The 19,558-nt window shown below is 70.2% G+C and carries 18 protein-coding genes; 9 read left to right on the top strand and 9 right to left on the bottom strand.

Features of this window, described 5'->3' with window-relative positions; genetic code table 11:
* Together Q664_RS05770 and Q664_RS51625 are read left to right on the top strand one after the other, a co-directional pair.
* On the top strand, positions 1-576 hold the full coding sequence (locus tag Q664_RS05770; RefSeq protein ID WP_052517717.1) for an MFS transporter: 576 nt from the start codon (positions 1-3) through the stop codon (positions 574-576).
* Positions 577-673: 97 nt separating this feature from the next.
* Positions 674-1,303 (top strand): hypothetical protein, encoded by a 630-nt coding sequence (locus Q664_RS51625; RefSeq protein WP_052517718.1) that lies wholly within the window; start codon positions 674-676, stop codon positions 1,301-1,303.
* A gap of 30 nt (positions 1,304-1,333) precedes the next feature.
* On the opposite strand, the gene Q664_RS05780 is transcribed toward Q664_RS51625, so the two are convergent.
* Both Q664_RS05780 and Q664_RS05785 read right to left on the bottom strand, forming a co-directional pair.
* Positions 1,334-1,609: a DUF3006 domain-containing protein gene (locus tag Q664_RS05780; RefSeq protein WP_052517719.1), complete on the bottom strand. Its 276-nt coding sequence runs from the start codon at positions 1,607-1,609 to the stop codon at positions 1,334-1,336.
* A complete protein-coding gene (locus Q664_RS05785) occupies positions 1,606-2,793 on the bottom strand; it encodes a ComEC/Rec2 family competence protein (RefSeq protein WP_043390696.1) in 1,188 nt (395 codons plus the stop codon). The genes Q664_RS05780 and Q664_RS05785 overlap by 4 nt, the downstream gene beginning before the upstream one ends.
* Before the next feature lie 104 nt (positions 2,794-2,897).
* On the opposite strand from Q664_RS05785, the gene deoC reads away from it, so the two are divergent.
* The 4 genes from deoC (at position 2,898) to Q664_RS05805 (ending at position 6,621) form a co-directional block, all read left to right on the top strand.
* On the top strand, positions 2,898-3,707 hold the full coding sequence (gene deoC / locus Q664_RS05790; protein ID WP_043390698.1) for a deoxyribose-phosphate aldolase: 810 nt from the start codon (positions 2,898-2,900) through the stop codon (positions 3,705-3,707).
* 21 nt (positions 3,708-3,728) lie between these two features.
* A complete protein-coding gene (locus tag Q664_RS05795) occupies positions 3,729-4,121 on the top strand; it encodes a TraR/DksA family transcriptional regulator (protein WP_043390700.1) in 393 nt (130 codons plus the stop codon).
* Between the two features lie 89 nt (positions 4,122-4,210).
* Positions 4,211-5,947: a phospho-sugar mutase gene (locus tag Q664_RS05800; protein WP_043390702.1), complete on the top strand. Its 1,737-nt coding sequence runs from the start codon at positions 4,211-4,213 to the stop codon at positions 5,945-5,947.
* Positions 5,944-6,621, top strand: coding sequence for a hypothetical protein (locus tag Q664_RS05805; RefSeq protein WP_043390704.1), 678 nt, complete (start codon positions 5,944-5,946; stop codon positions 6,619-6,621). The genes Q664_RS05800 and Q664_RS05805 overlap by 4 nt, the downstream gene beginning before the upstream one ends.
* Before the next feature lie 27 nt (positions 6,622-6,648).
* Here Q664_RS05805 and Q664_RS51630 read toward each other — a convergent pair whose 3' ends face one another.
* The 6 genes from Q664_RS51630 to Q664_RS60600 all read right to left on the bottom strand — a co-directional run bounded on the left by Q664_RS51630 (position 6,649) and on the right by Q664_RS60600 (position 14,556).
* Positions 6,649-7,218 (bottom strand): histidine kinase, encoded by a 570-nt coding sequence (locus Q664_RS51630; protein WP_152621935.1) that lies wholly within the window; start codon positions 7,216-7,218, stop codon positions 6,649-6,651.
* 342 nt (positions 7,219-7,560) lie between these two features.
* Positions 7,561-8,490 carry an ABC transporter permease gene (locus Q664_RS05815; protein ID WP_043390706.1) on the bottom strand — a complete coding sequence of 310 codons (930 nt, stop codon included), beginning with the start codon at positions 8,488-8,490 and terminating at the stop codon, positions 7,561-7,563.
* A complete protein-coding gene (locus Q664_RS05820; RefSeq protein WP_043390707.1) occupies positions 8,483-9,619 on the bottom strand; it encodes an ABC transporter permease in 1,137 nt (378 codons plus the stop codon). Before Q664_RS05820 ends, Q664_RS05815 begins: the two co-directional genes overlap by 8 nt.
* On the bottom strand, positions 9,612-11,078 hold the full coding sequence (locus tag Q664_RS05825; RefSeq protein WP_075207354.1) for an ABC transporter ATP-binding protein: 1,467 nt from the start codon (positions 11,076-11,078) through the stop codon (positions 9,612-9,614). Before Q664_RS05825 ends, Q664_RS05820 begins: the two co-directional genes overlap by 8 nt.
* A gap of 205 nt (positions 11,079-11,283) precedes the next feature.
* Positions 11,284-12,561: an ankyrin repeat domain-containing protein gene (locus Q664_RS05830; RefSeq protein ID WP_235216573.1), complete on the bottom strand. Its 1,278-nt coding sequence runs from the start codon at positions 12,559-12,561 to the stop codon at positions 11,284-11,286.
* A 111-nt stretch (positions 12,562-12,672) separates the two neighbouring features.
* Positions 12,673-14,556: a VgrG-related protein gene (locus tag Q664_RS60600; protein ID WP_084609546.1), complete on the bottom strand. Its 1,884-nt coding sequence runs from the start codon at positions 14,554-14,556 to the stop codon at positions 12,673-12,675.
* Between the two features lie 239 nt (positions 14,557-14,795).
* Between Q664_RS60600 and Q664_RS05840 the strand changes: the two genes are divergently transcribed.
* The gene (locus Q664_RS05840; RefSeq protein ID WP_235216574.1) at positions 14,796-15,683 is read left to right on the top strand and encodes a hypothetical protein; all 888 of its coding nucleotides are present in this window, start codon (positions 14,796-14,798) and stop codon (positions 15,681-15,683) included.
* Between the two features lie 15 nt (positions 15,684-15,698).
* On the opposite strand, the gene Q664_RS05845 is transcribed toward Q664_RS05840, so the two are convergent.
* A complete protein-coding gene (locus tag Q664_RS05845; RefSeq protein ID WP_043390709.1) occupies positions 15,699-17,150 on the bottom strand; it encodes a Gfo/Idh/MocA family oxidoreductase in 1,452 nt (483 codons plus the stop codon).
* A 162-nt stretch (positions 17,151-17,312) separates the two neighbouring features.
* Here Q664_RS05845 and Q664_RS05850 point away from each other — a divergent pair, with 162 nt between their 5' ends.
* Positions 17,313-17,759 carry a nuclear transport factor 2 family protein gene (locus Q664_RS05850; RefSeq protein WP_043390711.1) on the top strand — a complete coding sequence of 149 codons (447 nt, stop codon included), beginning with the start codon at positions 17,313-17,315 and terminating at the stop codon, positions 17,757-17,759.
* A gap of 87 nt (positions 17,760-17,846) precedes the next feature.
* Positions 17,847-19,154, top strand: coding sequence for a thymidine phosphorylase (locus tag Q664_RS05855; RefSeq protein ID WP_043390713.1), 1,308 nt, complete (start codon positions 17,847-17,849; stop codon positions 19,152-19,154).
* Positions 19,155-19,558: the final 404 nt, after the last annotated feature.

Consider the following 19,558-nt stretch of genomic DNA (forward strand, 5'->3'; position numbering starts at 1 on the left):
GTGGCCACTCCTCGCGGGGAGACGGGCCGCCTGCCGAGCACCGTGGTGGTGCTCGGCGTGGTGAGCCTGCTGACGGACATCAGCAGCGACATGAGCTTCCCGCTGCTGCCGGCCTTCCTCGCCGCGAGGCTGCCGGCGCAGGCGCCCGTCCTGTTGGGCCTCATGGAGGGCGTGGCGGACCTGATCTCCGCCCTCATCAAGTACCAGTCCGGCGTGTGGGCGGACCGGGCACGCCGCCTCAAGCCGATGGTGCTGCTGGGCTACGGGCTGTCCAGCCTCATGCGCCCGCTGATGGCCTTCGTCACCCTGGCGTGGCATCCCGTCGTCATCCGCGCGTTGGATAGGGTGGGCAAGGGCCTGCGCTCCAGTCCGCGCGACGCGCTCATCGCCCACTCCGTCTCCCCGGACGCCCGTGGCCAGGCCTTCGGCTTCCACCGGGGCATGGACCACGCGGGCGCCGCCGTGGGCTCGCTCGCCGCGATGGCGTTGGTGGCCGTGGGCCTGCGCGTGGAGCAGGTGTTCTTCGTCGCCGCCGTGCCCGGGTTGCCTCGCGCGCGTCCTCCGGCCGACCTCTGAGCGCCTCCAGCGCGGGATGCCGAACGTGCATTTCCATGAATTCTCGTTTACAGTGCAGGGCGCTTTTTCCAGGGATTTCCTCCCCAGGGAGTTCACCATGCAACACCGTTCGTTTCGCGCCCCCCTCTGTTCTCTGCTGTCCGCCCTGCTGCTGGTGGCCTGTGGTGGCACCGACGTCGCCTCCACCCCCGCCGAGGAAGCCCTGGGCACCCAGGAGGCGGCGCTGTGCTCCGGCGTGAGCGTCTCCGCCTCCATCTCGGGCGCCAGCCTCTATCAGGGCGAGCTGGCCGGGAGCGGCTCCTGGACGGTGTCCACGGGCGCCAACGCCGTGCGGCTCGAGTACTACGTCAACAACACGCTCTACACCTCCGAGGAGCGTACCGGCACCTCGGGCACCTGGTACTTCAGCTACGCGGGCTTCTCGTGCGGCACGTACAGCTTCCAGGTGAAGGCCTATCCCATGGTCATCGACAGCAATGGGAACCGCAGCACCTGCTGGGCTTCTCCCAACACGGCCTCGCAGAGCGTCTCCCAGGCCTGCCCCGGAGGCGTCTGGGTGCTCACGGGCGCCGAGAACTGCTACGACCTGATCATGGCGTCCTGCTACACGCGCTCCTGGACGCCGAGCTGCCCGACGAGTCCGGCCGGCAAGTCCTGCCCGAGCGTGGGGGCCTCCTGCTGGCAGGTGGCGAGCGCCAGCGTCCTCCGGGAGTACACCTGCCAGTAGCGGAGCGCCAGGTCCCGCCCGGGGCCGCGGCTACAGGTCGAAGTCCCCGGGCGGCGGCGTCTTGTCCTTCATGGCCCGCTCCCGGGCCTCACGCACTTCGGTGCGCAGGCGCTCGGTGGCCTCCGCGTCCACCGTCAGCGTCTCCAGGTCCAGCACGTCGCCCTCGCGCACGCCGGGCGGCAACTCCTCGCGGCGCCGCGTCTGCTCGCGGCCCTCCACGATGAGCACGGCGAGCCCGTCCTCGAACCGGTCCACGCTGGCCAGCGTCCGGGGGCGCTGCGGTTTCCGCGGCTTCTTCTTCGTCATGGGTCGCAGTCCTTGGCGGGGCGGCGCTCCCGCATGGCGGAGGCGCGGTCCTTGTACACGGTGCGCTCCTTCGTCTTCGCCCGCTCGAGCGCGCGGCAGTCCTCGCTGTGGAACACCTCGGTGCCCTTGAGGCTCACGTAGCGCATCCCCTGGGTGCTGGACGCCGGGAGCTTTCCGCTGGCGGGCACGACCTTGCCGCCGGTGGCGCCCACCGAGCCCGAGGTCCCCGACGGCATGGGCCCCTTGGCCACCGGGCCGGCCGTCTGTCCGGTGAAGACGACGGGGGCGCTCCGGCCCTTCTGGGGGGTGAGCGTGACGGTGGTGCCGTTGCTCACCGCGAGCACCTCGCCCTGGCGGTCGGTGCGGAAGATGCGCGCGCCCGTCTTGCCGAGCCGCTCGAGGGCCTCGGGGGTGGGGTGCCCGTAGTCGTTGCCCGCGCCGCAGGAGATGACGGCCGCCTGGGGCTTCACCGCCGCGAGGAAGGGCGCGGTGGACGAGTGCTTGCCCCCGTGGTGCGCCACCTTCAGCACCGTGGAGGTGAAGTCGATGGGCCGGGTCAGCAGGAACGCCTCGGTCTGTGGCTCGGCGTCTCCCGTGAAGAGGAACGCCGTCTTGCCGTACGTCAGCTTGGCCACGATGGAGTTGGCGTTGACGTCCGAGCGCGTGTCGTCGAGGAACGCATCGCGCGGGGGGCGCGGCCAGAGGACGGTGAGCGTCACGCCCTCGCCCAGGCCCACGGTGAGCAGCGTCTCCGGCGAACTCGGGTTGGGCGTGGGCGTCATCACCTGGCCCACCTTCTGGCCCACCACCTCCAGCAGCTTGCGGTAGGCCTCGCTCGGGTGCTCGAAGCCCGGGTCCATGAAGCGTTTCGCGCCCACTCCCTGGATGATCTTCGCCAGGCCGCCCAGGTGGTCCAGGTGTGGGTGGGTCATGATGACCAGATCGATGGGCTCCCGGAGCAGTTGGCGCAGGCGGGGCACCAGGGCCTCGTCGGCCTCGGGAGGGCCGCCGTCGATGAGCACCGTCTTGCCCGTGGGCGAGACGATGAGCGCCGCGTCTCCCTGGCCCACGTCGAAGAAGTAGACGGTGAGCGGCCTGGCCGGAGGCGTGGGGGCCGGGGCCGCGCGGCCCGGAAGGGCGGTGAGCAGGGCGAAGAGGACGAGGAAGAGCCGCGCGAGAGCCATGAGCGGGGGGACTCTACAGCACGGGCCGGGGTCCGTTGCGTGTCGGGCAAGGGGCCGTCTCGGTGCTTCCCGAGCGGGCTGGAGTGGGCTACATCCCGCTCCCTATGTCCGAGGCCCAAGACATCCAGAGGGTCGTCGAGGAGATCGCCGACCACGTCCGCCGCAGCATGCCCGGTCTCCGGGCGGGCAACCCACTGCCCCCGTCTCCCGTGCGGACCGCGTCCATCGCGCCCGGGTCCATCCGCGACAACGCGGACCTGGCGCCCTACATCGACCACACCCTGCTCAAGCCCGAGGCCACGCGCGAGGACGTCGCCCGGGTGGCCCGCGAGGCCGTGGAGCACGGCTTCGCCACCGTGTGCGTGAACTCGAGCCACGTGGCCACCGTGGCGGGCATCCTGGCGGGCTCCCGCTCGGTGCCCATCGCCGTGGTGGGCTTCCCCCTGGGCGCGGCCCTCACGAGCGCCAAGGCCTTCGAGGCCCGCGAGGCCATCCACGCCGGTGCCCGGGAGATCGACATGGTCATCCATGTCGGGGCCCTCAAGGCGCGCGACTACGCGCTGGTGCTCTCCGACATCGCCCAGGTGGTGGAGGCCAGCCGGCCCTGGCCGGTGAAGGTCATCCTCGAGACGAGCCTGCTCTCCCAGGACGAGAAGATCGCCGGCTGTGTGTTGTCCAAGGCGGCGGGGGCGGCGTTCGTGAAGACGTCCACCGGCTTCAGCACCGGCGGCGCCACCGTGGAGGACATCTCGCTCATGCGCCGGGTGGTGGGCGAGGACGTGGGCGTGAAGGCCTCGGGAGGCATCCGCTCGGCCGAGGACGCCCTGAAGATGATTCAGGCGGGCGCCAACCGCCTGGGAGCCTCGGCGTCGGTGGCCATCGTCACCGGCCAGAGGTCCACCGCGAAGTACTAGCCACCCGGTGGGGAGAGGCCCGTGACCGAGGCACAGCGCGAGAAGTACAGGCAGAAGTTGCTGGCGCTCCACGCGGAGCTGACCGGCAAGGCCCCCTTGAAGATCGAGCCCAACCGCACCGATGAGGCGCGCGTGGGCGGCGACGAGGACGAGCAGCCGCTCAACGAGATGATGCAGGCCATCGCCTCCAAGCGGAACCGGAACACGGACGGCGTGCTCCAGCTCGTGGTGAAGGCGCTGGGCAAGCTGCGCGACGACCCGGACTCCTTCGGCGAGTGCGAGGAGTGCGGCGACGAGATTGCGCCCGGCCGGCTCGAGGCCATGCCCTACGTGGGCTACTGCGTGAACTGCCAGGGTCAGAAGGACGCTCCCAAGGGCGGCCCGACCCGGCGCAAACTCACCGACTACACCTGAGCCCCGGCTCGGGTCTGATCATCGCTGAACAGACGGGGAGGACGGACGCGGCCCCACCGCCGCACCGGCCTTAAGGAGAGGGGAAGCACATGGACGCGACTGGATTGAAGCAGAAGGCGGAGGCGTGGCTCCAGGCGGACCCGGACGCGGCCACCGTGGAGGAGCTGCGGGACGTGCTCGCGCGGGGAGACCTGGCGGACCTGGCGGACCGTTTCGCGGGGGACCTGGAGTTCGGCACCGCGGGCCTGCGGGGCGTGCTGGGCGCGGGGCCCAACCGGATGAACCGCGCCGTGGTGCGCCGGACCACCGCCGGCCTGGCGCGCTACCTCAAGGCCACCGTCCCGGACGTCACCACCCGCGGCGTGGTGGTGTGCCGCGATGGCCGCCGGCTCAGCGCCGAGCTCGCCGAGGACACCGCCTGCGTGTTCGCCGCCGAGGGCATTCCGGCGCACGTCTTCCCCTCGCTGGCGCCCACGCCGCTCGCCGCCTTCGCCACCCTGCACCTCAACGCCGCCGCGGGCGTGATGGTGACGGCCAGCCACAACCCGCCCGAGTACAACGGCTACAAGGTCTACTGGGGCAACGGCGCTCAAATCATCCCGCCCCATGACAAGGGCATCGCCGACTTCATCTCCCGCGTGGAGCCCGCCAACCAGGTGGAGCTGCTCACCCCCACCGAGGCGCACGCCCGCGGCCTGTGGCGCGACGTGCCGGACTCGCTCGGCGAGGCGTACCTGGATGCCATCCTCAAGCTGCGCGTGCACGGGCGTGGCTCGGAGTCGCTCTCCATCGTCTATACCGCCATGCACGGCGTGGGCGGCGTGTGGATGGAGCGGGCCCTGGAGCGCGCGGGCTTCCGCAACGTCCACCCCGTGGCCGAGCAGCACCAGCCAGACGGCACCTTCCCCACCGTGCGCTTCCCCAACCCCGAGGAGCCCGGGGCCATGGACCTGTCGCTCGCCACCGCCGAGCGCGTGAAGGCGGACCTGGTGCTCGCGAACGATCCGGACGCGGACCGGCTGGCCGCCATGGTGCGCGATGGCTCCGGCAAGCTGCGCATGCTCACCGGCAACGAGGTGGGCGTGCTGCTGGGCCACTACGTGCTGGTGCAGGGGCCCACCCGGCGCGGGAAGCCGCACGTCGTCACCACCATCGTGTCCTCCACGCAGCTGGGCGACATCGCCCGCGAGCTGGGCGTCGCCTATGACGAGGTGCTCACCGGCTTCAAGTGGATCGCCAACCGCGCCGTCGAGCGTGAGAAGCAGGAGGGCACCCAGTTCGTCTTCGGTTACGAGGAGGCGCTCGGCTACTGCGTGGGCTCCGTGACGCGGGACAAGGACGGCGTGGGCGCGGCGCTGGTGTTCGCGGACCTCGCCGCCTGGTGCGAGTCGCGCGGCCAGACGGTGCTCGGCTACCTGGAGGAGATCCAGCGCCGCTTCGGCCTCTACGTGAGCGCGCAGCGCAACTTCACCTTCCCGGGCGCCGAGGGCGCTCAGGTGATTGCCCGCATCATGGACGGCTTCCGCCGCTCGGGCCCCTCGCGCGTGGGCGAGCTGCCCGTGCGCAACGTGCTGGACTACAAGAAGGGAGAGCGGCTGCCTCCCTCCAACGTCCTCGCCTACGAGCTGGAGGGCGGAGGGCGGGTGACGGCGCGGCCGTCCGGCACGGAGCCGAAAATCAAATACTACTTCGAGCTGAAGGAGACGCTGGCCGCCGGCGAGCCGGTGCAAGCCGCGCGCGCCCGGGGAGAGGCCCGGCTCCAGAAGCTCATCGACGCCTTCATCGCGCTGGCGCGCGAGCGGGGGCAACCGGAGGTGGGTGCGTGAAGCGCTGTGTCTCGAGTTGGGTACTGATGGGAGTCCTCCTCGTCTCGGGCGCCGCCCTGGCGCAGGAGGAGGGGGCGACGTACAGCCGCGGCCAGGGCTGGTCCGTGCTGTCGGGCCAGACGCTGGGTTCGGGGACCGCGGTGACGGGCCAGGTGGGCTGGCCGGGCCTGTCGCTGGGCCTGCTGCACGGGGCCACGTCGCGCTTCGACATCGGCGGCAAGTTCACCTTCAACTACGGCCACGAGGGCATCATCACCAGCGTGGTGCCGGGGCTGAAGCTGCAGGGGTGGATGCGGCTGATGCTGCTGCAGACGTCGCGGGTGAACGTCGGGCTGACGTTCGCCCCCGGGCCCTTCTTCTACTTCTACGAGCGCTACACCGAGGTGGGCCTGACGCTGCCCATCGCCCTCACCGTGGGCATTCCCGTGGGCAGCGCCCTCATGCTCAACGTGGGCCTGGACATCCCCTTCTACGTCGTCTTCGGCACGGGCGGCGGCGTGGTGGTGCCCGTCCTGCTGGGCGGCGGGCTGGAGTACTTCCTCGACCGCAACCTCGCCGTGAACTTCAACGTGCGGATGGGTCCGTCCGTGGGCTCCTACTCGGGCTTCTTCGAGGACCGGACCCGCGCCCGCTTCACGCTCGAGGCGCTGCTGGGCATCGCCTACAAGTTCTGACCGGAGCGGCCACCGGGCCCGCGAGCACTACCAGCTCGCGGTGCCCTGGTCCTCCAGCTCCACGGAGACGGTGATGGTGCTGCTCGTCAGCCCGTGGTTCTTCACCGCGAGGCTTCCGCCCAGCGACTCCACCAGCTCGCGCGCCGCCGCCAGGCCCGTCTGGGGAGCGCTCTCGCGCGCCGCGTAGCGCACCTGGAAGCGCGGGCCGTAATCCCCGAAGTCGTCCTGGGGCTCCACCGCCAACCGCACGGTGCGCGCCGGCAGCTCCGCGTTCCGGTGGGCCTGCACCGCGTCGCTGAGCAGGTGCAGCATCACCTGCTCCATCCGCCGCCGGCTCACCCGCGCGAACACCGGCTCGTCCGGCAGCTCCAGCCCCACCTCGCCGTTCTCCACGTGCCCCGTGGCGTGGAGCAGGGCCAGTGCGTGCTTCGCCAGCGCACACAGGTCCAGGTTCTGCACGTCGGTGCCGTCCAGCGCGCCCACGGCGCTCAGGTGGCCGCGGCTCTCCCCGCTCGCCACCGCCGTCTGCCTCGGCCAGTAAGCCATCGCCACCGCGCTCATCGCGTCACCTCGTGCCTTGGATGTGTCTGATTTCACGTCGGCTCCCCCCCCACGACATGTTCCGGACGCCGACCTCCCTCCTCCCGTCCCCCACCCCGCGGCCCGCACCGTCAGCTCACTTCTCCACTGCCTCGCGGCCCGCTCGCGTGCCACCCATTCCATGCGATGCGCATGCCGATTGCGCGCCGCTCCGTCCGCCAGTGTACGGTACGGAACAGTCTATCCTTTCTTCCTTGAGTTACAGAGCTTTGCTTGGTTGCGCGGATGATGGCCCACTCATGCCTTGCTTGGAGTACATGAGAATACGTGGGTCAAGAGTGATTCCCGGTCGGCCGTGACCCGGGTTCAGGAGGACCCGGGCCCCGGTGGCGCGCCGCGTCAGCGCGATTCCTGCTCGTAGGGGGTGCCGAGGGCGGCGGGCGCGTGGGTGCGCTGGCCCTGGAAGGCGAGCACCGCGAGCGTCAGGACGTAGGGCAGGGCGAGGAGGAAGCCCTGGGGCACCACTTCCAGGAGGCCGGGGGCGCTGGAGGCCAGGCCGATGCGCAGCGCGCCGCCGAAGGCGAAGAAGAGGGCGGCGAGGAAGGCCCCCAGCGGCGTCCAGCGGCCGAACACCATGGCGGCCAGGGCCATGAAGCCGAGGCCGGCCGGGGTGTGCTGCTCGAAGCGGTCCAACACGGCGGTGGAGAGGGTGGCCCCGCCCAGGCCCGCGAGCATGCCGCTGCCCAGCACGGCGAGCCAGCGCAGCCCCGTCACGGACAGGCCCAGGGTGGCCACGGCGTGGGGCTTCTCGCCCACCGCGCGCAGCCGCAGGCCCAGGGGCGTGCGGTAGAGCAGCCCGTGGAAGGCGAAGGGCAGCACCAGGGCGAGCCACGTGAGGGCCGAGTGCCCGGAGAGGACGCGCAGCAGGGGCACCTCGGACAGGCCGGGCAGGTGCCAGCGGGTGAGCTGGTGGATGGGGGGCGTGCCGTTGGGCCCGTAGAGGGACTCGAGGAGGTAGGTGCCCCCGGCGAGCGCCACGAGGTTGATGGCCATGCCGGACACCACCTGGTCCGAGCGCCAGCGGATGCACAGGTAGCCATGGATGGCGGCCATGCCGGCACCGGCGAGCATGCCCACCAGCACGCCCACGGGCGTGGGGAAGGTGATGGCCGCCACGGCCGCGCAGAAGGCGCCCGCGCGCATCATCCCTTCCACGCCCACGTTCACCACGCCGGAGCGCTCGGACAGCGTGGCCCCCAGCGCGGCGAAGAGCAGCGCGGGGAAGTACTCCAGCGTGGAGGACAGGAGGGCCTCGATGATTTCAAGCACGGGGCACCTCCGGGCTGGTTTCCGGCTGCCGGGTGGGTACCACGGGGGCCACCTTCCTCGGGCGCAGCAGCGCGAGCCACACCAGCCGGCCCGCCACGAAGAGCAGGGCGAGGCCCTGGATGAGCTCCGGGTAGCTCTTGTGCACGCCGAGCAGCTGCATGCGCGTGCCGCCCGCGCGCAGCGCTCCGAAGAAGAGGGCGGACAGCGCCACGCCCAACGGGTGGTTGCCGCCGATGAGCGAGATGGCGATGCCGTCGAAGCCGTAGGGCGCGCCCAGTCCACCCGGGTACCGGTACTCGGTGCCCAGCACGAGCACGGCGCCGGCCATGCCCGCGAGCGCTCCGGCGAGTCCCATGGCCTGGGCGGTGCGCCGCACCACCGGAATGCCCGCGGCCCGGGCGGCCTCGGAGCCCAGGCCCACCGCGCGCGTCTCGAAGCCCGAGCGCAGCCGAGAGAGCCACACCCAGATGGCCAGCGCCACCGCGAGCGCCAGCGGGAAGCCGAGGTGCAGGCGGGACATCTCCCCGAGCAGCCGGGGCAGTTGCGCGCTGGTGGCGATCTCCGCGGTGCCCGTGATGGAGAGGTGGGTGCCGGCACCGGCCCTCAGTGGGCCCACCGACAGCCAGTTGTCCACCAGGCTCACCGCCACCCAGTTGAGCATGATGGTGGAGATGACCTCGTGGACGCCCCGGGCGAGCTTGAGGCCCGCGGCGATGAGCGCCCACAGGCCTCCGGTCACGCAGGCGGCGAGGATGGCCACCGGGATGTGCAGCACGGCGGGCAGTTGAAGCTGGGCTCCCGCCACGGCGGCGGCGAGCGCCCCCACCAGCATCTGCCCCTGGGCGCCGATGTTGAAGAGGCCCACCTTGAAGGCCACCGTCACCGACAGCCCGGTGAGCAGCAGCAGGGCGGCCTTGATGGCGGCCTCGCCGAGGGGCCGGGTGAGCACGGTGAGGCGCTCGCTCTCGAAATACTGGGCCCAGTCGCCCAGGCCGCCGCGGAGCATCTGGAGATAGGCCCCGGTGGCCGTCTCCGCGTCGCGCGTGAGGGCGATGAACACCCAGCACACGGCGAGCGCCAGGAACACGGAGAAGACGGAGGGGAGTACCGCGCGCAGCCGCTCACCCATGGGCCACCTCCTCCCCGTGGGTGCCGAGCATCCGGCGGCCGATCTCCCGCTCGTCGAACTCGGGCCGGGTGAAGGTGCCGGTGACGCGGCCCTCGAAGAAGACGTAGATGCGATCGGCCAGGGCCAGGACTTCCTCCAGGTCCAACGAGACGAGCAACACACCGGCTCCCTTGTCGCGCGCCTCGCGCAGCTTCGCCTGCACCTGCGCCACCGCGCCGATGTCCAGGCCGCGCGTGGGCTGCACCACCACCAGCAGCTTCGGCCCCGCGTCCAGCTCGCGCGCCACCACCACCTTCTGCTGGTTGCCGCCGGAGAGCGCCTGCAGGGGCACCTCGGGGTCCGGCGGCCGTACCTCGTAGGCCTTCAGCAGTGCCGCGGTGCGCTCGCGCCGGCCCGCGAAGTCCACCTGGAGCCCCCGGGCGAAGGGCGCCTGCGTCTGCCGCCCCAGCGCCACGTTCTCCTCCACCGTCATGGCCTTCACCACCGCGCGCCACAGCCGGTCCTCGGGCACGTGCCCCACGCCCCGGCGCCGGGCCTCGGCGGGCGTCAGCCCCGTGAGCGGCCCGCCCAGCAGATTGCCTCCGCCTCCCTCCAGCGTCCGCAGGCCCGTGAGCACCTCGGCGAGCTCGCGCTGACCGTTGCCGTCCACTCCGGCGATGCCGACGATCTCTCCCGCGTGCACCTCCAGGGAGATGCCCTGGAGCGCGGGCCGGCCGTCCTCGCCCCGGGCCCGGAGCTCCTTCGCCTCCAGCAGCTTCTCGCCCCCGGGGGGGTGGTACGTCTGGGCCTCGGCGAGCGGGACGCGGGACTCGCCCACCATGAGCGCGGCCAGCTCCTCGGGCCGGGTGTTGGCGGCGCGCACCTCGGCCACCAGCCGGCCCCGGCGCATCACCGCCACCCGCTCGGCCACGCTGAGCACCTCGCGCAGCTTGTGGCTGATGAAGACGACGGTGCGTCCACCGGCCGCCAGCCCCCGCGCCACCCGGAAGAGGTCATCCGACTCCTGGGGGGTGAGCACCGCGGTGGGCTCGTCGAGGATGAGCACCTGGGCGCCCCGGTGCAGCGCCTTGACGATCTCCACCTTCTGCTGCGAGCCCACGGAGAGGGTGTCCACCCGGGCGCGCGGGTCCAGCTTGAAGCCGAAGCGCTCGCAGGTGGCGGCCACCTCCTGGCAGGCCCGGTCCATGTCCATGCGGCCCCAACGCGAGGGCTCGCGGCCGAGCACCACGTTCTCCGCCACGGTGAGGGTGGGGACGAGCATGAAGTGCTGGTGCACCATGCCGATGCCCTGGGCGATGGCGTCGCGAGGGCTGCGCAGGCGCACGGGCTGGCCCTTCACGAGCACCTCGCCGGAATCGGCCTGGTAGAGCCCGTAGAGGACGTTCATCAAGGTGGACTTACCGGCGCCGTTCTCGCCCACGAGGGCGATGACTTCCCCGGTGCCGATGTCCAGCGACACGTCGTCCAGGGCGGTCACGGCGCCGAAGCGCTTGTGGATGTGCCGGAGGGAGATCAAGACAGTCCACCTTTATCAGATGGATGGAGGGATGGCGTGCATGCCGGATACACCGGGCGTGCAGGTGCACGAGCACTCCACGGGCGGGGTGGGGGTCGAGGAGGGCCCCCGGAGACACCGATACAGGCAGCCCCGCGGCCGCGCCCGGTTACGCGCGACCTCTCGCGCCCAGGAGGCTGGCGAGGTGGGGGTTCTCGTGGGCCAGGGCCTCCTCGGCGGGTGTGAGTCCCTCCCGGTCCTTCCGGGTGGCGTCCGCCCCCGCCTCAAGCAGGACCTCGATGACGGGCGCCCGCTCCTTGATGCGCGCCTGCTGGTGCAGGGGCGTCCAACCCTTGCCGGCATTGGGGTTGGCGCCGGCATCGAGGAGCGCCCGGGCCACCTCGGGCCGCTGCGCATCGAAGAGCGCGGTCCGGCCATCCTGGTCGAGTGCGTCCACCGGTACCCCTCCCTTGACCAGTACGGGAATGCAGGCCACGCACCCATGCTCGGCGGCGAGGTGCAGGGCCGTGGCCTTCGCCTCGTCGACGGCCGACGCGGACAGGCCCAGGGCGAGCAGTTCCTTCACCAGCGCCGCGGCGTCCACCATGGCCGCCAGGTGCAGCACGCCCCGTTTGTCCTCGTTCAAGGCCTGGAGGTTCGCGCCCAGTGCGCGCAGGGCCAGCACGCGGCCGACCCGGCCACCCCCTCCGCCATCGGGGCCAAAGTGGGGAGCGGTATCCATCCCCGCCGCGAGCAGGAGACCCGCGTCCAGGCTCCTGGCCTGTTTGCCTTTGGGACGGCTGGCGGGTTCGCGCGCTCGCAGCCAGGAGAGGAAGCCTTCATCGGAGAACGCGCCCTGCAAGCCGTTGAAACAGCTCGCGTCATCGTCATCGACGTTGATGACCTGGAACCCGGGCGTCTCCTTGACCTGGGCGAGCAGTGCCTCGTAGCCGTCCTCCGGGTTGTCCTGGCGCAGTGCGCGCCAGGCCTCGAGCCCCCGGCGTGCGAGCGCATGGTCTGGAATGTCACGCAGGCCTTGCGCCTCCTCCAGTGCGGCCTCTACTTCGTCCAATTGCGCGTCGGTGGGCCGTCCGCGCACCACCTCTTCGGCCCATTGGCTCAGGGCCAGGGCGCGCGCACGCTGGGCGTCGCTCAGCTTTCCTCCCGGGCGAGTGCCCCGGGTCAGTGCGAGGACCCGGTCGCGAATCCGCCAGTGCTCCGCCTTGAGCTCCCGCGACCAGCGGTCGGGGTCCACGCGTCTCGTGGCATCCATCGCCCAGTTGAGGGAGTGCAGCGCCATCAGCCGGTCCGGCTCGGCCTCCAACACCTGACGCAGCAGCGGAATGGCTTCGTCCAACTGGGGCGGCGTCTCGTCGAGAAGGCCATCCACCTTCTTCATCAGCTTGGAGACGTCCACCTTCTTCTTCGTATCGGGAAGCGGAGACATGGGGCGGCGATGCTGCCATGAAACCCGCCTGTCCCAGCGCGCAACAGTGCTTCGGCGAGGTGGAGCCCGTGCGGCCCTGGCTCACTGGAGCCAGGGCCCATGGCGCGAGGGCTACCCGTTGATGCGCACCATCGAGACATCGTAGGCGCGCCGATCGATGGAGGTTCCATCCTGGGCGGGCCGGTACATCATCCCCGTGCTGTCATCGACGTAGAAGCGATTGTTCGGGTTGGTATCCGCGCCGATCTGCGTATGGCGCGTGCCCGGATCGTGGAACGAGTAGTAGGTGCGGCCCTGCTCGTCGACACCCCGGCCCGTGATGACCACGAAGTGGTCCGTCAGTTGATCCGCGTTGTAGTCGTCGTCCCTGTGGCTCACGCCCACCATCACCGGGCGGCCCGCATCGAGCTGCGAGTCGATGTAGTTGCGGCCCTCCTGGGCGCGCGCGGAGTCCACCGTGAGGCGGCCCCGCGTGTCCTCGCTCGTTCCGACCTGGATGCGGCGGTCCGAGCCCTGCACCGTCACGCCCAGGGTGCCGATCATCGCCTTGGCCGCATCGAAGCACGCCGTGTTCCCTGGGGTGAAGCCATGGCCCCCCTCGAACTGACTGTAGTACGGCACCTGCACCTGCCGCGCGCTCGCCGGGTCAGGTGCCGCCACCTGCCGGGACGTCAGCGGAGTGAGGTCGTCGGGACGCGGCTGGGGAATCGGCGGCGTGAGGTTCTCGGGACGCGGCCGGGGCAGCGGCGGCGTGAGGTTTTCGGGGAGCGGCTGGGAAGCCGGCGGCGTGAGGTGCTCGGGGCGCGGCCGGGGAATCGGCGCCGTGACGGGAGCCTGGGCCGCGGCGCCCCCCGCCTGCTCCTGCCGCAGCATCCCGAGGGCCGTGGCCTGCTCGTCCACGAAGCGCTGCGCCACGCCCGCCTGGACGTCGGCGGAGCTGCTCGAGAAGTACGCCAGCTCACCGTCGCCGTTGCGGCGGCCCCGCTCGGCGTAGATGCCCTGGATGAGCTGCTCGTCGGTGACGGTGGCCGGGTCACGCCCCGCGAGTGCGGTCGCGAAGATGTCATCCGCGCGGCCCGGACCGTGCTGCACGGCGGTGGACCAGGCCACGTCGCGCAGCGCGGCCGAGCGCGTGCTCAGATCGATCCCCGTGTTCCGCTGGATGCCCGCGGCCGCCACGTCGTAGTGCGTGGCCTGGATGTAGTCGTGCTGGGCCTGGTCGAACCCCTGCGGATCTCTCGCCGCCAGGTCCCGCCAGGCCGTGCTGAACGCCTCGGTGCCGGGCGCGTGGCCCGACAGCGCCGCGTGGTAGTCCGGATGGCTGGTCCTCAGCGAGTTCACGAACTCCTGCGCCGAGCCGTTGTTGGTCGCGAACTGGTACGAGCCGTAGGACACGCCGCCGTGATCCCCCTGGCCCGAGGACACGGTTCCAGGACCACCCCGGGCCTCGTACTGACGGCTGAGTCCTCCCAGCGCCGCCTGGGGCTGGGCCGCGGGCCGGAGCGCCTGGGCCTGATCCGCGGCGACGGGCCGCTGGGCCGCCTGTGCCTGAACGTCGGGCCGGAGCGCCGGAGTCGCGTTTCCGCGCCGGAGCGTCTGGGCCCGAGCCTGGGTGTCGGGCCGGGACGCCGGAGCCTGCGCGCCGGGCCGCCGGGCTCCCGGAGTCTGGGGGGTGGTCCGCCGGGACGCCGGCTCCTGACCGCCGGGCCGGGAGCGGGGACGCGGTGCGGCGGAGAAGCTGTCCTCGGAGCGCCCACGAGGGCGACGTCCAGCAGTCCTCGCGGCGGGGCGATCGAAGCCGTCCGGAATCTGGAGGGTCTGCCCTTCACGAATCTTGTTCGGATCCTCGATATTGTTGGCGCGAGCCAGCGCGTCGACGGTGGTGTTGTGTTGCCGGGCGATCCCCGACAAGGTGTCGCCTGAACGAATCCGATAGGAAGAGGTCATGGTCTCGTCGTCATCCGCGCCGCGCACGCCGGGGCGTACAGGCGTCATGAGGGCATCGTCTGGATTATCTCGGATGAGCGTCCCCGGGTTTCCTCCCCCCGGCCAGATCCGGAATCTTTCCCAGGCCCGTTCGAGGAGCGTCCGAGCAAATGGTCACCCAGTTGCATTTGCATGGTAGAATCACAGCGTTGGTGTTGCTCTCCCTGTTTCCTGGTGCGCTCGCGATGGCCCAGGCGGCGGCGCCGTTGACGGGCCGCTACGAGAAGGAGGGGGGAACTCTCATTGTCTTGGAAGGCGATAATGAGACACGCGTGTATTACGAGGCGGTGTTCCCGCAGGGCGCCAGCGTGGGCACCTGCGAGTGCTCGCTCGTGGTGAAGCAGAAGTCCGGGAACCGTTGGACGCTCCAGGGCGCCGAGCCTTCGGACAAGTGGACCCTGAATCTCGAGCCCACGCGGCTCACCCTTCAGGGGAAGACCTCGGATTGCTGTGGGGCGGGATGGCCCGGCAAGGACTCCTTCGAGCGAAGCGGGGTGCGGAGCCCCCTCGCATGCGAGCTCAAGGCGCCCAGGGCGTACTTCTTCGACTCGGAAGCGGCTCCCACCCCGCGCAAGGCCTACGTGGTGGCCGGGGACAAGGTGGAGGCGTTTGTTCCTGGCTCCGAGCCGGCCCGGGTCCCCGCTCGCTTCCAGGGCTCGCGCAAGACGACGGTGGGTCTGCTCGAGCGCAAGCACCTGGAGTGTCCGCGTGAGCGCGCCACCCCCGCGGGCCTCCAGCCAGTCAAAGCGGAGCAGCTCCAACCCTTCGCGGGGACGTGGATCGCCCTGACGCGGAAGGGCAAGGAGCTCGTCATCGAGAAGCCCTGCGATGCCCACACCCGGAGCTTCACCGTCCGCCCCGCCAGGGGTGAGTTGGAGGTCCAGCTCGGCCAGGAGACGGCGCTCACGAAGGTCACCGGGCTCAAGGCCGGCGCGGCGGCGGGGAGCTCCTCGCTGACGCTGACGTACGCGAGCGGCAACACCGAGACGGTGACGTGGACGGAGGTGGATGCGTCCAGGGGCCTGGTGCGCTTGAACAGCGCCGATCTCTTCTCCGGGAACCGGGAGTACGTGCGCGAGGACAAGAAGTCGGCATACCCAGTCCAGGAGGAGGCGGGCTGCGACACGGAGCGCTGACGCTCGTGGTGGAGCTCAGCGCAGCGCGAAGCCGACGATGGGATTGCCACCGCTGCGTTGCAGCACGTGGGAGGCGTAGACGGAGCTCATCAGCCGCACGGGAACGCGGTGCTCCTCGATGCTGGAGCGCACCCGCTCCCTGGGCAGCTCGCCCCGGATGAACTGGAGGAACTCCACCACCACGGCCTCCTTGGCCTGCTCGGTGGCCAGCCGCTCCGAGTCATACCCGGCCTGCTCCTCCAGCTCGCCCATGCGGATGATCTCCAGGGGCCGTGCATCGCCGGTGAGACCGCTGTTGCGGAAGACGTGGATGTCGAAGTGGTTGTTCCCTCCCACGGCGTGCTCGTCTCCCGAGCGCTCATCGTGCTCGGCCCGGCTCTGGTAGGAGTGCACCTGGATGTTCTGGAAAGGGCCCTGTTGGATGCTGTGGTGTTCGTGTTTGACGCGGCCATTGCCCTTGTACAGGTTCTTCCCGGGCTGAAGCCTGTCGCGCCGGCTGAAGCTGTTGTGCAGCAGGTTGATGGACAGGTGGCACACGCTCTCGCCCTCCTCGAGCAGCCGGATGGTGGAGAAGGCATCGAGCTCCCCGTAGTCGCGCAGGCGCTGCTTCAGGGACTCCTCGTCATGGGCCTGGGAGTTTCGGTACTCCGGCCCGAAGAGCCGCTCGTGGTCCCCCGTGTCCAGCTGGCGCAGATAGCCGCCCGGACCCTGGAACGAGGAGAACACCTCCGCGAAGTCCGCCTGCTTTCCGGTGAGGCTCGCCACCGTCTGGTAGAGCCACCAGGCCAGATCGAAGAAGTGGTACCCGCTGTGGGAGACCTTGCCGTAACCCTCGTTGTAGCCGTGGTAGCCGAGGGTGATCATCTCCGAGGGCAGCCGCCACTGCCCGTCGGCATGCGAGGATTGGAGGGAGGTGATGGGGCAGTTCGTCCGTTCGGCGATCTCCTTCAGCAGCTCCATCACCCGCTGGAAGCCAGGGTGGAAGCGCCGCTGCACATTGATGCTGAAGAGGGTCTGCTTCTCCTTCTGGAGTCGGCCATGGGCGGAGAGCAGGGCCTCGTAGTCGCCGTAGATGCCCACGGCCTGAGGCAGCTCCGTGGCGGCGTTCTCCCGGGTGGTGACGGGCTTGTCCATGAGGATGTGCAGCCGCTCCTCCAGGGCCCACTCGGCATAGGCCCTGTGCGACAGGGGCTCGGTGGCGATGATGACGCCGTCGAGCGGCTCCCGCCGGGCGGCACGGCTGAGCGCGGCCCTCACGTCCTCGGGCATGTGCTGCTGGAAGGGCTTCACGAAGAGCAGCTCCGGACGCAGCTCCCGCGCGGCGAGGAAGGCGCGGACCTCGGATTCCTTGGCCTCGAGCTCCACCACCAGCGCCACCTCCACGCCGAACCGCTCCCTCAGCCGCTGCAGGGCGGGCACATACACGCGCCTGGCATGGGGTCCGATACCAATGACCGCGATTTTCATGCCTTCAATTTAAAACAGGTTTTGCCGGAGTGCTTGTGACGGTTCCGTGCGCCGGAGCGGACCCTCGAGGGGCTGCCCGCCCGGGGTCCGCTCACAAAGGCCGCGAGGCGACTCCATCGCGAGAACCGGTGGTGCTCCGCGCCACCTGCAGGGAGGAGTGTCATGGCCCATCCACATGAGCAGCTCATTCGCGCCGTCTACACCGAGTTCGGCCGGGGCAACCTCGCCGGAGTCCTCGCGCTCTGCTCGCCGGACGTCCGGTTGCGCTTCCGCGGCGACAACGTGCTCTCGGGCGAATACGACGGCGCGGGCCTGGAGCGGATCGCCATGAAGCTCGGGCAGGTCGCCGGCACGTCGCTCCAGATGAACATCGAGGGGGTGCTCGCCGATGACACGCGCGGCGTGGTGTTCCTGCGCGATACCCTCACCCGCCAGGACAGCGGGGAGTCCTACGAGGTGCGGCTGCTGCACGTGTACCGCATCGAGAACGGCAAGGTGGTGTCCTTCGACGAGCTGCCCTTCGACCAGGGCGCCTTCGACGAGGCCCTGCGCGCCCCGGGTGTTCCGTCCACCAACGAGCCGGTGGAGCCGGTCCACTCGATTCACTGAGCCGGGTGGACCCGGACCCCGTCACCTATCAAATGGATGGCGGGATGGCGTACACGCCCGCCCTGCTTCCTGCTATGGGCTGTTCCCGTGAGACCCTACGAGCTCATCAAGGCCAAGCGGGATGGTCAGCGGCTGGCGCCCGAGGACATCCGCGCGTTCATCGAGGCGTACACGTCGGGGCAGGTGCCGGACTATCAGATGTCCGCTCTGTGCATGGCGGTCTTCTTCCGGGGGCTGGACTCGGTGGAACTGGGCGCATGGGCCCAGGCCATGCTCCGGTCCGGCGAGGTGGTGGACCTGTCGGATACACCGGGCGTGAAGGTGGACAAGCACTCCACGGGAGGGGTGGGGGACAAGGTGTCGGTGAGCCTGGCGCCCCTGGCGGCGGCCTGTGGGGTGCCGGTGCCGATGATTTCGGGCCGGGGCCTGGGGCACACCGGTGGGACGGTGGACAAGCTGCTGTCCATTCCCGGCTTCCGGATGGACATTCCGGTGCCCGAGTACCGTCGGCTGGTGCGCGAGGTGGGGTGTTGCCTCATCAGCCAGACGGAGGCGATCGCGCCGGCGGACAAGAAGCTCTACGCGCTGCGGGACGTGACGGCCACGGTGGACTGCATTCCGCTCATCGCCAGCTCCATCATGAGCAAGAAGCTGGCGGAGGGGATTGATGCCCTGGTGCTGGACGTGAAGGTGGGCAACGGGGCCTTCATGAAGAAGGTGGAGGACGCGCGCACGCTGGCCCGGACGATGATTGGCATCGGCGCGGAGATGGGCCGCAAGGTGACGGCGCTGCTCACGGACATGAATCAGCCGCTGGGCCGGGCGGTGGGCAACGCGCTGGAGATCGTCGAGGCGGTGGAGATGCTGCATGGCCGGGCGCCAGCGGACTACACCGAGGCGACGATGGCCCTCACCGCCGAGATGCTGGTGCTGGGCCGCAAGGCGTCCTCCATCCCCGAGGCGCGGTCGATGCTGGAGAAGGTCATCGCGGACGGGAGCGCGGTGCGCAAGCTGAAGGAGATCGTCCAGGCACAGGGAGGAGACCCGCGCGCCATCGACGACTACACGCGGCTGCCCCAGGCTCGCTCCACGGTGGACGTGGTGCTGGCGCCCCAGGATGGCTTCGTCACCGTCATCGACACGGAGGCGGTGGGCCTGGCGGCGGTGGCACTGGGGGCCGGGCGGCAGCGGGTGGACAGCATCATCGACCCCGCCGTGGGCTTCACGCTGCTGCGCAAGGAGGGCGAGCCCGTGAAGGCGGGGGAGCCGGTGGTGCGGGTGCACTACAACGACCCGGCCCCGCTGGAGGAGGTGAAGGCGCGCCTGACCAGGGCGTACCAGTTCGGGCCCCAGGCTCCCGCTCCCAGGCCGTTGGTCATCGAGCGGTTGGAGTAGCCGCTCGCTGTTCGAGTTCTACGTATGGAGGCGCCTGCGGTGCTTACCTCGAAGGAACGGCTTGAACTCCTTCAACTCGAAACCCTGGATTGGCTAGAGAGTTGGACGTCTAGGGCAAAGCAGCAGCCCGAGGCGACTGGAGAGAAAGCCAGAGAACAGGAGCAGGGCTCATCCCGGTGGGTATTGGCGCAGGGAGTATCCCTCTACCCCTGGCAGCGCGAGTGTATTGATAAATGGTTTGCTGCTGGAGGACGAGGGACAGTCAAAGTTGTCACTGGAGCAGGTAAGACGCTCCTCGCGTTAGAGCTCCTAACAAAAGTAAGGATTGGAGCGATCTCCCCGAGGGGACGGACCCCCAAACCTGACTTTTGTTAGGAGCTCTTAAGAAACCGTAGGACACAGTG

The sequence above is a fragment of the Archangium violaceum Cb vi76 genome (assembly GCF_000733295.1).
GTDB classification, from domain to species: domain Bacteria; phylum Myxococcota; class Myxococcia; order Myxococcales; family Myxococcaceae; genus Archangium; species Archangium violaceum.